The organism is Hyphomonas sp. (assembly GCF_013823385.1).
Lineage (GTDB): Bacteria > Pseudomonadota > Alphaproteobacteria > Caulobacterales > Hyphomonadaceae > Hyphomonas.
Window position 1 is genome coordinate 1 of the sequence record NZ_PNMA01000010.1, and the last position, 12,413, is coordinate 12,413.

At 64.0% G+C, this 12,413-nt stretch carries 14 protein-coding genes; all 14 read right to left on the bottom strand.

What is annotated here, in order from left to right:
- Positions 1-61: 61 nt before the first annotated feature.
- The 14 genes from trbK-alt to C0456_RS07970 all read right to left on the bottom strand — a co-directional run bounded on the left by trbK-alt (position 62) and on the right by C0456_RS07970 (position 12,166).
- Positions 62-334: a putative entry exclusion protein TrbK-alt gene (gene trbK-alt / locus C0456_RS20905; RefSeq protein ID WP_009802146.1), complete on the bottom strand. Its 273-nt coding sequence runs from the start codon at positions 332-334 to the stop codon at positions 62-64.
- A 5-nt stretch (positions 335-339) separates the two neighbouring features.
- Entirely contained in the window at positions 340-1,080 is a 741-nt protein-coding gene (gene trbJ, locus C0456_RS07910) for a P-type conjugative transfer protein TrbJ (RefSeq protein ID WP_009802147.1), read from the bottom strand.
- Positions 1,073-3,532 (bottom strand): conjugal transfer protein TrbE, encoded by a 2,460-nt coding sequence (gene trbE / locus C0456_RS07915; protein WP_112062326.1) that lies wholly within the window; start codon positions 3,530-3,532, stop codon positions 1,073-1,075. Before trbE ends, trbJ begins: the two co-directional genes overlap by 8 nt.
- A gap of 3 nt (positions 3,533-3,535) precedes the next feature.
- Positions 3,536-3,805, bottom strand: a complete 270-nt coding sequence (locus tag C0456_RS07920; protein ID WP_009802149.1) for a VirB3 family type IV secretion system protein — start codon at positions 3,803-3,805, stop codon at positions 3,536-3,538.
- Positions 3,805-4,134 carry a TrbC/VirB2 family protein gene (locus tag C0456_RS07925; protein WP_009802150.1) on the bottom strand — a complete coding sequence of 110 codons (330 nt, stop codon included), beginning with the start codon at positions 4,132-4,134 and terminating at the stop codon, positions 3,805-3,807. The genes C0456_RS07920 and C0456_RS07925 overlap by 1 nt, the downstream gene beginning before the upstream one ends.
- Positions 4,131-5,114, bottom strand: coding sequence for a P-type conjugative transfer ATPase TrbB (trbB, locus tag C0456_RS07930; protein WP_112062325.1), 984 nt, complete (start codon positions 5,112-5,114; stop codon positions 4,131-4,133). The genes C0456_RS07925 and trbB overlap by 4 nt, the downstream gene beginning before the upstream one ends.
- 162 nt (positions 5,115-5,276) lie before the next feature.
- Positions 5,277-5,690 carry a CopG family transcriptional regulator gene (locus tag C0456_RS07935; RefSeq protein ID WP_009802152.1) on the bottom strand — a complete coding sequence of 138 codons (414 nt, stop codon included), beginning with the start codon at positions 5,688-5,690 and terminating at the stop codon, positions 5,277-5,279.
- A gap of 8 nt (positions 5,691-5,698) precedes the next feature.
- Positions 5,699-7,708: a conjugal transfer protein TraG gene (locus tag C0456_RS07940; RefSeq protein ID WP_127566788.1), complete on the bottom strand. Its 2,010-nt coding sequence runs from the start codon at positions 7,706-7,708 to the stop codon at positions 5,699-5,701.
- A 23-nt stretch (positions 7,709-7,731) separates the two neighbouring features.
- Positions 7,732-9,489 carry a DUF3363 domain-containing protein gene (locus C0456_RS07945; protein ID WP_009802154.1) on the bottom strand — a complete coding sequence of 586 codons (1,758 nt, stop codon included), beginning with the start codon at positions 9,487-9,489 and terminating at the stop codon, positions 7,732-7,734.
- 247 nt (positions 9,490-9,736) lie between these two features.
- Positions 9,737-10,420 (bottom strand): lytic transglycosylase domain-containing protein, encoded by a 684-nt coding sequence (locus tag C0456_RS07950; RefSeq protein ID WP_112062388.1) that lies wholly within the window; start codon positions 10,418-10,420, stop codon positions 9,737-9,739.
- 22 nt (positions 10,421-10,442) lie between these two features.
- Entirely contained in the window at positions 10,443-10,790 is a 348-nt protein-coding gene (locus C0456_RS07955; protein ID WP_084399898.1) for a DUF736 domain-containing protein, read from the bottom strand.
- Positions 10,791-10,803: 13 nt separating this feature from the next.
- The gene (locus C0456_RS07960; protein ID WP_009802157.1) at positions 10,804-11,382 is read right to left on the bottom strand and encodes a S26 family signal peptidase; all 579 of its coding nucleotides are present in this window, start codon (positions 11,380-11,382) and stop codon (positions 10,804-10,806) included.
- Positions 11,379-11,885 carry a DUF2840 domain-containing protein gene (locus tag C0456_RS07965; protein WP_009802158.1) on the bottom strand — a complete coding sequence of 169 codons (507 nt, stop codon included), beginning with the start codon at positions 11,883-11,885 and terminating at the stop codon, positions 11,379-11,381. Before C0456_RS07965 ends, C0456_RS07960 begins: the two co-directional genes overlap by 4 nt.
- Entirely contained in the window at positions 11,882-12,166 is a 285-nt protein-coding gene (locus C0456_RS07970; RefSeq protein ID WP_009802159.1) for a helix-turn-helix domain-containing protein, read from the bottom strand. Before C0456_RS07970 ends, C0456_RS07965 begins: the two co-directional genes overlap by 4 nt.
- Between the last annotated feature and the right edge of the window lie 247 nt (positions 12,167-12,413).

Here is a 12,413-nt window from a genome sequence, read left to right on the forward strand (position 1 = left end):
TGTCGATGTAGGAGGTGAAGACCTGCAGGAACCGGTCAATGACGCCAACACCGCCCATATCCTACTCCTTCTCGGGATCGTCGCCGGGAAGCCCGAGAAATCGGCGGCGTTGCTCTGCCCAGGCGGCGCGACACATCGTGTCGATTTCCAGCTCTTCCGGCGTCACCGTTCGGCAGCGAGAAAGTTCCGCCTGCAAAGGATTGTTGGTCACGGGAGGAACCGATGGCGTTTCCGGAGTGACCGTATTCGCCAGCTCAACCGCGGCGAAGAGCGCAGCGAGCCCGCCCAAGGCGATGGCGACGGGCCTGATGATTTGGTCGGGAGAATTGCGCACGGGTATTACCGGAACATGCTGACGGCGGTTGGCGTGTAGCCGGTCCCGTAGTCGAGGAAGCGATTGAGGTTCTCGCGCCCCTGCGCTTTAGCGGACGCGCGCCGAGCCGCGTCCAGCGCGTCCGCGCGGTTCTGCGCGGTGATGGCGGCGGTTAGGTCCGTCATCTGCTGGCTTTGCAGGGCGAGAAGTTGATTGCCGGCCTGCGCCGCCTGCAAGGTGCCGACCGCACCCTGGCTTTGCGAGACGAGAGTGCTCAATTCCGTGCGCGTCGCTTCAATATTGCCGACGACGCCGGCCTGGACCTTCAACGCGTCTTCATAGCCTGCAACCGAGGTCCGCCAGCGCGCCTCGGCATTGGCGTTCATGGCGGCGAAATCGCCGGTTGCTGCGGCGTCTCCATATTGTTCTGAGAAGACGCGTTCGATTTCGGAGACGACGTATCCAACGCGCTGCGCTTCGCCCAGCAGATCTTCCGTCTGCTGCATGATCGACCGCAGACGCGCCAGCGATGAGTGCGGCAGGTTTGCGAGGTTGCGTCCCTGGTTGATCAACATCTGCGCCTCGTTCTGAAGCTGCGTGATCTGATTGTTGATCATTTCGAGGGTGCGTGCGGCGGTGAGAATATTTTGCGCGAGGTTGGTCGGATCGATGACGACGTCGCCGACGCCGAATAGCGCATAGGCCGGTTGCATCGGCGCCAAAGCGATGGCTCCGGTCAGCATGAGGGCGGCGAGTTTCTTACGCATGAGTAGTCTCCGTGGTTTGAGGGGATGGGATCGGATCAGGTGTTTGGCCGAGCAGTTCGACGGCCCAATCGAGACCGCGACGGGCGAGCCAGGCTGCGGCGAAGCCGTCTCGTCCGTGTTCGGAGAGGATGTCGGTGATGGCGGCGTGATCGGTCTTCGACGATGCGGCCGTGAAGGCGAGCGCGACCTCGCCGAGACCGAGCGAGAAGAGCCGATTGCCGCGGCGCGACTGGCAGTAATAGTCCCGCTTCGGCATGGCCCGCGCGACGATCTCGATCTGGCGTTCATTGAGGCCGAAGCGGCGGTAGATGTCGGCGATCTGCGGCTCGAAGGCACGCTCGTTCGGCAGGAAGATGCGCGTTGGACAGCTCTCGATGATGGCGGGCGCAATCGCGGAATTGTCGATGTCGGCGAGCGATTGCGTGGCGAAGAGGACGGAGGCGTTCTTCTTCCTTAGAGTCTTAAGCCATTCGCGGAGCTGGCCGCCAAATGTCCCGTCATCGAGCGCGAGCCAGCCTTCATCGACGATGATGAGGCTCGGACGTCCATCGAGGCGATCCTCGATCCGGTGGAACAGATAGGCGAGCACGGCCGGCGTCGCGGCCGATCCGATCAGCCCTTCGGTCTCGAAGGCCTGGAAATCGGCTGTTCCGAGTTCTTCTGTTTCGGCGTCGAGCAAACGCCCGAAGGGGCCGCCAAGACAGAATGGCGTGAGCGCCTGTTTGAGTTCGGTCGACTGCAACAGGACGGATAGCCCCGTGAGCGTTCGTTCTGCGACAGGCGCCGAGGCGAGCGAGGTCAGCGCCGACCAGAGATGATCCCGCGCGACCGGATCGATGGTGACGCCTTCTCGCGCGATCAGGCCGGACAGCCAGTCCTGCGCCCAGGCGCGTTCGCCGATATCGTCGATGTTGCGCAGCGGCTGAAGCTGGACGGCGGCTTCGTCATCCGAAAGCGCGCCGGCGAGATCCTGCCAGTCGCCACCACAGGCGACGGTCGCACAGCGGATCGAGCCGCCGAAGTCGAAGGCGAAGATCTGCGCGCCCGCATAGCGACGAAATTGCAGCGCCATCAACGCCAGCAACACGGATTTGCCCGACCCGGTCGGACCGACGACCAGCGTGTGCCCGACATCGCCGACATGGGGTGAAAAGCGGAACGGAGTCGAGCCTTCCGTCTCCGCGTAAAAGAGTGGAGGTCCGTCCAGATGATCATTGCGCGCCGGTCCTGCCCAGACTGCCGATATCGGGATCATGTGGACGAGATTGAGCGTGGAGACCGGCGGTTGACGGACATTGGCGTAGAGATGGCCGGGCAACGAGCCGAGCCACGCCTCGATGGCGTTCAAAGTCTCGGGCATGCAGGTGAAGTCACGACCCTGAATGACTTTTTCCGCCGCCTTTAGCTTGGCGTCCGCGACGGCTTCGTCCTCATCCCAGACGGTCAGCGTAGCGGTGATGTAGGCGGCGCCCGCTATGTCGGCGCCGAGCTCTTGCAAGGCTTCATCGGCGTCGGCGGCCTTGTTCGCCGCGTCGCTATCGAGCAGCGTCGACGCCTCATTGGTCATCACCTCTTTCAGGATCGCGGCGATGGATTTGCGCTTGGCGAACCATTGCCGGCGGATGCGCGTCAGCAGTTTGGTCGCGTCGGTCTTGTCGAGGCAGATAGCGCGCGTGACCCAGCGATATTCGAAGGGTTGGCTATTGAGCTCATCCAGCAGTCCCGGCCATGTGGCCGTGGGGAATCCGATGATGGAGAGGCTGCGCAGATGCGCCCCGCCCAAACTCGGCGCCAACCCGCCGACAAGCGCGCTATCGGCCAGGAGCGCATCGAGATGCATCGGCGTTTCGGGCAAGCGCAGGCGTTGACGACGCGTCGACACGGTCGAATGCAGAAAGGTCAGTGTCTCTTCGTCTGAGAGCCAGGCGGCCTCCGGCATGAAGCCGTCGAGGAGATCGAGCAGGCGATCCGTTCGCGCCATAAAACTCTCGACATGCTCTCGCGGGTTGAGGCTGCTGTCGGGCGCGTCCTCATAGAGCCATCGTCCCGCGCGGCTCGTATCGTCGAGCGGCGGCATCCAGACGAAAGTCAGGAAGTAGCTGCTTTCGAAATGTCTGGACGCATCTTCAAACTGGGCGCGTCGTTCCGCGTCCACGAGGGCGGAAACGGCATCGGGAAAATGTGAGAGCGGATAGTCGCGCGCCGGCGCCCGCTGCGCTTCGACGAACACCGCCCAGCCCGATCCGAGCCGGCGAAGGGCGTTGTTGAGCCGGCTGGACACGGCGACGAGTTCTGACGGTGTCGCGGAGTCGAGGTCAGGCCCCCGAAACCGTGCGGTGCGTTGCAGACTGCCATCCTTGTTGAGGATGACGCCCTCCGCGACGAGCGCCGCCCACGGAAGAAAATCTGCCAATAGCGAGGCGGTCGAGCGATATTCGGCGAGGCGCATCATCGCTCAGACTCCGAACCAGGTTGGGAAACGAAGATGCCGGCGCGCAACATCGACGATCTGGGCATCACGTTTTGCGGCCCAGACCGCGAGGAGATGGCCGACAAGCCAGAGTGCGATCCCGACCACCCAGAGCCTAAGGCCAAGTCCGACGGCTGCTGCGAGCGTGCCGTTGGCGATGGCGACCGTGCGGGGCGCGCCGCCGAGCAGGATCGGTTCGACCAGGGCGCGGTGGACGGGCGCGTAAAAGCCCGGAATGTCGGCCAGCTCGCGCATCAGATCAGCGCTCCGCCGCCGAACGAGAAGAATGACAGGAAGAAGCTCGACGCCGCGAAGGCGATGGAGAGGCCGAAGACGATCTGCACGAGGCGGCGAAAACCGCCGGAGGTGTCGCCGAAGGCGAGCGTCAGTCCTGTGACGATGATGATGATCACCGCGACGATCTTGGCGACCGGCCCTTCAATGGATTCCAGGATTGACTGGAGCGGCGCCTCCCAGGGCATGCCCGAGCCCGCCGCATGGGCGGGCGCGACGAGCAAAAGGCTGAACGCGAGCGCCGTCGCGTAAAGCGGCCAGCGCGGATAGAGAATTGTGGTTTTGGTCATGGATGGTCTCCTGTCCTGGGGTGAAGAAGCGGTTGGATCTGGTAGTCCCCGGTCGCATCGAGGCCCTCGACGCGGGCGAGTTCGGAAAGTCGGCGCGCCGATCCGCGCCCCGAGAGGACGGCGATCAGGTCGATTGTCTCGGCGATCATCGCGCGGGGCACGGTGATGACGGCTTCCTGGATGAGCTGTTCGAGGCGGCGCAGCGCGCCGAGCGCTGAACCGGCATGGATGGTGCCGATGCCGCCGGGATGGCCGGTGCCCCAGGCTTTGAGGAGATCGAGCGCCTCAGCCCCGCGCACCTCGCCGATGGGGATGCGGTCAGGCCGCAGGCGCAGCGAGGAGCGAACGAGATCGGAAAGCGACGCGACGCCATCCTTGGTCCGCAGAGCGACAAGGTTCGGCGTCAGGCATTGGAGCTCGCGTGTGTCCTCGATCAGAACGACGCGGTCGGAGGATTTGGCGACTTCCGCCAGCAATGCATTGGTGAGCGTGGTCTTGCCGGTCGAGGTGCCGCCAGCGACAAGGATGTTGGCGCGGGATGTGATGGCGTCGCACAATGCCGCCGCCGCATCGTCTGGCATGATCTCGGCGCGGACATAGTCTTCGAGTGTGAAGACCGCGACGGCCGGCTTGCGGATCGCGAAGACCGGGGCGGCGACCACAGGCGGCAGAAGCCCCTCGAACCGCTCCCTTGTTCCCGGCAGCTCCGCGGACACACGCGGAGCGCCAGCATGAACCTCTGCGCCGACATGGTGCGCAACCAGACGGACGATGCGTTCGCCGTCAGCGACGGAAAGCTCTTCGCCGGTGTCGGCGAGGCCTTCGCTCAGGCGGTCGACCCAGAGGCGGCCATCCGGATTGAGCATCACCTCGACAACCGCAGGGTCTTCGAGCCATGCGGCGACGTCGGCCCCCAGAGCGGTTCTGAGCATGCGCGCGCCACGGGCGAGCGCTTCGGATTTGAATGTATGGACGGTCATTGGCGGCCCCGCATTGGATTACGGGGTCGATCAAGAAGACCTTTAAAGGCTGATCGGCAACAGCCTTGAAGGCGTAGTAGTACTACGGCGCGCAACGGCAGGAGAAAGCGAAAAACGGTCGAAACAGTTCACTTCAAAATACCTGGGAAACAGGCTGTAGATTTACTCTTTCGGTGTGAAATCTTGCGACACTTCTTTGGCGAAGGTGTTACCCTTTGCGAGCCGCCGACCGAGCGTTTCTACAAAGCCTTCATACCGCTCGCGGCCTTTCGCCTGCGCGGCATCGCGCATCGTATCTGGCAATGGCGGAGTCGTCGTGAGCCAGAACCGGATGAACAAGGCTATCGCATCGTTGCCGATCGTCACGTCGCGTTCGAGCCGTTCGACGGCGCGGGTCAGCCGGTCGAGACGTCGCGTAATCGCAGCCTCGCGCTGATCCGCAGCGTCGGGGGAAAGGTAGGAGGCAAGCGCCGCTTCCACGATCTGGGATTTCGAAACTTTGCGCCGCGCCGCCAGCGTGTCGAGCTCCGCTGATAAAGCTGGATCGAAATACACATTGAGCCGATCTTTCTTCATGGCGGGCCTCAAAGTTCGATGCCGTCATCGGGATCAAGCGAGGCCTGCCGGGCGATGCTGCGGAATCGGCCCTGCATCTGGCGAGCCCGCTGAGCGTCATCATCCGTTTCATCATCGAGACCCGCGAACTCTTCTCGCGCAGATGGTGCCGGCTCCGGCGCGATGTCTTCATGCTCGGGCAGTTCCGGCTCACGGCGAATGCCGCCGTCTGCATCTTCGCCCGCATCGCTGGAGGCCCTCTTCCTTGGCTTTGGCGCGGCGACGGGTGCGCGGTCACTCCAATCATCTGCCTGCAACTCTTTCGATACGGTCGGTTCGGCCATCAGTTTGGGCGGTGACAGGATGCGTGTCTTGAGCTGTGGGTCGGTATAGTAGCGCGCCTTTTTGCCCCGGACCGGCGGCGCGCCGGAGACGAGCACGATTTCATCATCCGGCGGTAATTGCATGATCTCGCCGGGAGTCAGCAAAGGCCGCGCGGTCTCCTGCCGGGAGACCATGAGATGGCCAAGCCAGGGCGACAATCTGTGCCCGGCATAGTTCTTCATTGCCCGCATCTCGGTCGCCGTGCCGAGGGCATCGGACACGCGCTTGGCAGTACGTTCGTCATTGGTCGCGAAGCTCACCCGGACATGGCAGTTGTCGAGGATGGCGTTGTTCTGGCCATAGGCTTTCTCGATCTGATTGAGGGACTGCGCGATGAGGAAGGCCTTCAATCCATAGCCCGCCATGAACGCGAGCTGGCTTTCGAAGAAGTCGAGCCGCCCGAGCGCCGGAAATTCGTCGAGCATCAGCAACAGGCGATGGCGCTTGCGATTGGCGTTCAACTCTTCTGTCAGCCTACGTCCGATCTGGTTCAGCACAAGCCGGACGAGCGGCTTTGTGCGGCTGATGTCGGAGGGCGGCACGACGAGATAGAGCGTGGTCGGCCGCGCGCCAGAGACCAGATCCTTGATCCGCCAGTCGCAGCGGCTCGTGACCCTGGCGACGACGGGATCGCGATAGAGGCCCAGAAAACTCATCGCCGTAGACAGAACACCGGAGCGTTCGTTTTCCGACTTGTTGAGGAGTTCGCGCGCCACCTGCGCCACGACCGGATGCGGCCGGTCGCCAAGATGCGGTGTGCGCATCATCGCCGCGAGCGTCGCCTCGATCGGCCGGCCCGGATCAGAGAGGAAGGCGGCGACGCCGGCGAGCGTCTTGTCCGCCTCGGCGTAGAGGACATGGAGGATCGCGCCGACGAGCAGCGAATGGCTAGTCTTCTCCCAATGGTTCCGGCGTTCGAGCAGACCTTCCGGATCGACGAGGATGTCGGCGACGTTCTGGACGTCGCGTACTTCGCTGTCGCCGCGCCGGACTTCGAGCAGTGGATTGTAGGCCGCGCTCTTCGCGTCGGTCGGATCGAACAGGATGGTGCGGGTGAACCGCGCCCGCCACCCGGCGGTGAGCAGCCAATTCTCTCCCTTGATGTCATGGACGATGGCCGAGCCCGGCCAGGTCAGGAGACTCGGGACGACGAGGCCGACGCCCTTGCCCGAGCGGGTTGGCGCGAAGCAGAGCACATGCTCCGGGCCGTCATGCCGGAGGTAGTGGTTCTCGAAGCGGCCAAGCACGACGCCGTCCGCGGCAAGCAACCCGGACGATTCAACGTCCTTCCGCTCCGCCCATCGGGCTGAGCCGTAGGTGGTTACGTCGCGCGCCTCGCGAGCCCGGAGGACGGAGAGGAAAATCGCGACACCGATCGCGGCGATCCCGCCGCTGCCGGCAATGATCGCGCCTTCGACGAACACACGCGGCGCATAGGCGTCGTAGAAATACCACCAGACGAAGAAGCTCCAGGGCGGATAGATCGGCCATCCGAGAATGTCCGTCGTCGGCGCGCCGAGCTGAGGCTGAAAGCCGAGCCGCCATGCGGTCCACTGTGTTGCGGTCCAGATGAAACCGACCACAACGAGCGAGACGATGATGATCTGGCCCCAGAGGATTTTGGTGGCCTGTGTTGGCTGTGTCTTGATCGGCATGTCTTTTCCTTCCGGGGTGATGCTCAGATGCCAAGCCCGCGCTTGCGGCCGAGGCTCCAGTCGATCCCACCACCCGGCGTCATCGTTCCCGTCACGGTCTGGCCGAGATGGCGTTCGAGCTGGGGTTTCCACGGGACGAGTTCGAAGCCGAGGCCGCTATCGACCATGGCGAAACGGCCTGAGGCGAGATCGAGACGCCGGCGATAGGTTCCCGAGATGCGATCGCCTTCTGCAGAATTTCTGCGAAGCAAGCCTGTCTCGGTTTCGACACGCGCCGCCGCAGCGTCGAGCTCTCGTTCGCGCAGCGTCTTCAGGAGGTCGCGGGCGAAGGTGACGCGCCGACCATTTCTGGTCGCGAGCCCCTCGGCGACGAGATGATCGGCGCGCCGGTCGAGCGCTTCGCGAACTTCGGCGCCGAAGCCGCCCATGCTGAGCGGCGCCTGGGTCTTGGCGAGTTGCAGCCGATCGAGCCAGGTCGCACCACTCGCGCCGATTTGGGTTTCGAGGTTGAGGTCGGAGCGGCCGACAAGGGCCATGCGCTGACGGCCGCCATTGTCCGAGCGCCAGACCCGCGTCTCGACAATCCCGCCTTCGGGCGTGTCGCCCGTGGCGTCGAGATCGTTGAAGCGCAGATGATGGACGCTGCCGTCCACGGCGTCGATCACGGCATAGGCCTCGCCGCGCAACTCGTCATGCAGCCCGCGCTCGACCAACCGTCCAAGTACTGGGGCAGTCGGTGTGTCCTCAATCGCGAAGTCCGTTTGTGCGCGCCCTGGTCCGCCGGACATGGCGCGGTGCATGGTCTTGATGATGTCGCCACGCTCGGCGAGATCGCGCAGCGTTTCCTGTGCGCCCGGTTTCAGAGACCAAACCGCCGGGGCGAGCCTGTCGGCGAGGCCGAGCCCTTCCAGCGTCTGGGCGCGACCAATAAGGAGTTTGCGCAGCTCCGGATCGCGCGGTTCCGGGGAGCCGGGACGCAGATCAGCAACCCCGGCACCGTCATCGGCGAGCCCCTGGAGCGCGCGGTCAAGACCCGTCCAGCGTTCGGCTTTCACCTCCGCCTGAAGTTCGGATGCGATCTCCTGCTCGGCGCGCGGCCCGAGCTCCAGTTCGACCAGTTGCTCGGCGCGGCTGCGGAACCCTCGGCTGATATAGTCGCGGGCGATGACGAGGTCCTTGCCGTTATCGGCTCGGCCCCGCACGAGAACATGGATGTGCGGATTGTCGGTGTTCCAATGATCGACGCCGATCCAGTCAAGCTTCGTGCCGAGATCGCGCTCGGCCTGGCTCATCAGGTCGCGTGTGTAGGCGCGCAGGTCTTCGAGGCGGTCGGCGTCTTCAGGCGAGACGATGAAGCGGAAATGATGCCGGTCCTCTTCGCATCGCTCTGCGAAAGCGCGATCATCGACGCTGTCTGCTTCGGCGTTGAACATGCCCGCATCACGCCCGTCACGGGTCACGCCTTCACGCTTCAGATAGGCGATGTGTTTGGCGAGCGGGGCGGAACGGAAACGTGCGCCACGATGACGGACGACGCGCGCTTTGATGACGACGCGCCGCTGGGTGCGTGACAGTCCGCGCGCTGCGCCGGCGAAACGGCCCCGGCCGAATTGCGATCCGCGCCCGCGTCCTTTCGAACCGTTCAGCTTGTATCCGGTGTGTCCGGCCTTGCGGGCGGCGCCCATTACCTGGCCGACAAAGCTTTGCGCCTTCCGGGCGCTTGTCCCCTTGTTGCGGATGCGGCCGGGCCGGATGCGCATGTCATTATCGCGGTCGCTCATGACAAAGCGCCCGCTTGAAAGCGCGCGGCACGGTGAAACCCGCATAAAAACAGTGGGTTGAGCCGTGGGGCGGCACTGTGCCCATGACCGCAGCGGGCGAAATACCCAACAACAACAACGACATAGCGCGTATCCGTGCCGCGCCTTTTATCTCGCCCTCCCGTTGTTGTTGCGCCTTCCGTCCCCGTCCTCCCTCCCGGAAACACGCCATCGCGCGACGGACCGCGCGAGAGTGCGATCAGCGGGATCATCGCCGATCCCCGTTTCCAGTTGGCGGGAACAGACCGTCCGATGCGCCGGATGTGTGTGAAGGAAAAGTGCCTGCGCCACTGCTCAGATGCGTTTCATCAGCAGGCGTTTGTCGGTCGGTACGAGCGGAAAAGAGCGGCGCCGCGCGCCAGTCCACGGTCAGAATTGCGCTCGGTTCTCGCCGTTCTGCTGCAACCGACGCGCCGAGGAGCGGCGCCAACGCCGCAACATAATCGCGGGTTTCTCGGGGCAACGGTCGGCCTGTAGCTAGATGCTCGGCATAGCGTGTCGGTCCCGCATTGTAGGCGGCGAGGAAGCCCGGCGATCCGAAGCGGTCATGCAGTTCACGGAGATAAGCGGCGCCCGCCAGAATGTTGTCGCGAGGATCGAACGGGTCGCGCCCCAGACCGTAACGCGCGCGCAGCTCATCCCAGGTATCGGGCATGATCTGCATCAGCCCCATCGCGCCTTTTTCGCTGACGGCGCGCACGTCGCCGGCGCTTTCCCTGCGCATGACAGCGAGGATCCAACGCGCCGGGAAGCCGAAGCGCTGCGCAGCTTCGGCGATATAGGCAGCATAGGAATTGCCGCCTTGTTCCGTCCTGGAGGACGCGGTCTCTGCTGATACGGCGTGAGAGACAACCACGCCGGAGAGCAGACCGCAGAGGAGGAACTTCGCCATAATAGCGCAGCGCCGAGACGGTCTAGCCGCGCTCATCGCGTTTCTCGGGGCGCTTTGCGGGGCGGTTCCAATAGAGCGCCCAATGTCCGTCCTCGGCGTCGGTCTTGAAGAGATTGGCGCGGATCGGAAATGCGAAGGTCGGGTCGTCGATCTGCAAAGAGATGTATTCACCAGCCTTCTCGCCGGTGCGTTTCCAGCCGGCGCCGATCTCCGGTCCGTCGTGATCGCCGTGATGGATGCGATAGTCGGGCGCGTTTTCGCTGTCCGACGATGTTGCCGGGACGAGGGTGAGTTCTCGGTAGAGAATGAGCGTGTGAAGGCGTCCGGTGAAGCCGGTTTCTGTGCGGGTGAATTGACCGATCTGAGCCATGGGGCAGTTCCTTTCATTTGCGGTCGGAAGAATTTTCGAGAGCGTCGGCGTCGTGATCGGCGCGCCAGACATAGTGGCCGTCGCCGTCTTCATCGGTGAGGATCGGAACGGCGCGCCCGATCACGGCGTCTGCCGGGAGTGCGCCGAAATAGCGACCGTCGAGACTGTCGGGATGGCTTGGATTCAGGAGGAAGAGTTCCGTCTTGGCGACGAAGTGGCAGCCCTGCCAAACGGGCAGGTCGCGTCCGAAGCGGTCGCTCGGCTGGGCCTGCGCCAGGGGGATGTCGTCGACAGCGACAGCGGCGCCATCGCGGCAGACACGTTGTCCGGGAAGCGCAGCGACGTGCTTGAGGAGCGGTACGCCCTCGGGCAGATAGCCGCGCTCGGCGAGATAGGTCGCAAGCGATTCCGGCGGATCGACGACGACCAGATCGCCTACGGCAAGATCGTCGTCCGACGCAACGGCGTATAGCCCGATGGGCGCGCTTGCGGACGCGTTCCAGATCAGCTTGGGGCTCACATGAACGAAGGCCAGTCCGCCGATCGCGAGCACCGAGAAATAGGTCGTCATGACGTATCCGAACCGGGTCATGACACGCTCCCCGCCGACGCGGCTCGCAATGTCAGTGGATCGGGTGGACAGGCTTGGCGCAGGAGCCAGGCGCGATGTTGAGCGGCTGTGTAGCCTCGCGGCTCCAGGCCTGCTGACAGCCTGTTGTGAACGTGGCGCCAATAGTCCGGCGCGGCGTCGGCCGGGTCGATGCCGAGCGCTTCGATCGCATCGGCGAACTGAAGAACCCGTTCGACCTTGAGCCAGCCGGACTGGCGCAGCAGGCTATCGCCGCCGGGTGTCACCTGCGGCACGGTCGCATAGGACTCACCCGGTCGGGGCGCACGCAGGATGTCGATCCGGCTTTCCGTAGTCCCGAAGTCGTTCGCCTGCCAGCGGACGAAGGCGAAGACGGCGCCGGGATCGAAAGCGACGGTGCTGCCACTGCGGCTCTGGATCGTTGTCCGCACGATCCGGCCGAAGCGAATCCAGTGCTCGATCTGCTTCTCGATCCAGACGAGTTCGACAGTGGCCCCGCCGCTCATGAGCGGGCCTTCCGTGCATAGGCGGGCGAGATCGCTGCATGCCGCTTGGCGGGCAACACCTCGTCGCCCGTGTCGTCCGAGGTCGAGTTCTTCTCTCCCCGGCTGACCCAGGCTTGCAGATCCTCGATCGCGTAGACGACGCGCCCGCCGATCTTCGAGTAGCGTGGCCCCGTGCCATAGGTCCGGTGTTTTTCGAGCGTCCGCCCCGAAAGGCCGAGAAAATGGGCCGCTTCCGGCGTTCTCAAATAGCGTGGGGGAAGTCCGGCATTGGGATCGGGCATGGGTCGCGTCTCCGGTTAGGCCATCCCGCTTCGGGAAGCGCGGGACTGTCGGAGACGAGAAAAGCGTAAGATGCGCGCCGGGAGGGATGACGATCAGCGCGCGGCGAAAACGTCACTCCCCTTTGGGGGGCATGAGAACGGAGTGTGAAGAGGTATCGTTTGGTGTTAGAAATCTTAAGGTGTAGGACACGGTAATAAGATCGCCCAGTAGGCGCGCATTATGGACGTGAGAAGCATATTTACTGAT

Bases quoted from the DNA above. Each gene is read 5' to 3' on its own strand.
- trbJ (WP_009802147.1), bottom strand. From the start codon at position 1,080: ATGCGTAAGAAACTCGCCGCCCTCATGCTGACCGGAGCCATCGCTTTG.
- trbE (WP_112062326.1), bottom strand. From the start codon at position 3,532: ATGATGCGCCTCGCCGAATATCGCTCGACCGCCTCGCTATTGGCAGAT.
- C0456_RS07920 (WP_009802149.1), bottom strand. From the start codon at position 3,805: ATGCGCGAGCTGGCCGACATTCCGGGCTTTTACGCGCCCGTCCACCGC.
- C0456_RS07925 (WP_009802150.1), bottom strand. From the start codon at position 4,134: ATGACCAAAACCACAATTCTCTATCCGCGCTGGCCGCTTTACGCGACG.
- trbB (WP_112062325.1), bottom strand. From the start codon at position 5,114: ATGACCGTCCATACATTCAAATCCGAAGCGCTCGCCCGTGGCGCGCGC.
- C0456_RS07935 (WP_009802152.1), bottom strand. From the start codon at position 5,690: ATGAAGAAAGATCGGCTCAATGTGTATTTCGATCCAGCTTTATCAGCG.
- C0456_RS07940 (WP_127566788.1), bottom strand. From the start codon at position 7,708: ATGCCGATCAAGACACAGCCAACACAGGCCACCAAAATCCTCTGGGGC.
- C0456_RS07945 (WP_009802154.1), bottom strand. From the start codon at position 9,489: ATGAGCGACCGCGATAATGACATGCGCATCCGGCCCGGCCGCATCCGC.
- C0456_RS07950 (WP_112062388.1), bottom strand. From the start codon at position 10,420: ATGGCGAAGTTCCTCCTCTGCGGTCTGCTCTCCGGCGTGGTTGTCTCT.
- C0456_RS07955 (WP_084399898.1), bottom strand. From the start codon at position 10,790: ATGGCTCAGATCGGTCAATTCACCCGCACAGAAACCGGCTTCACCGGA.
- C0456_RS07960 (WP_009802157.1), bottom strand. From the start codon at position 11,382: ATGACCCGGTTCGGATACGTCATGACGACCTATTTCTCGGTGCTCGCG.
- C0456_RS07965 (WP_009802158.1), bottom strand. From the start codon at position 11,885: ATGAGCGGCGGGGCCACTGTCGAACTCGTCTGGATCGAGAAGCAGATC.
- C0456_RS07970 (WP_009802159.1), bottom strand. From the start codon at position 12,166: ATGCCCGATCCCAATGCCGGACTTCCCCCACGCTATTTGAGAACGCCG.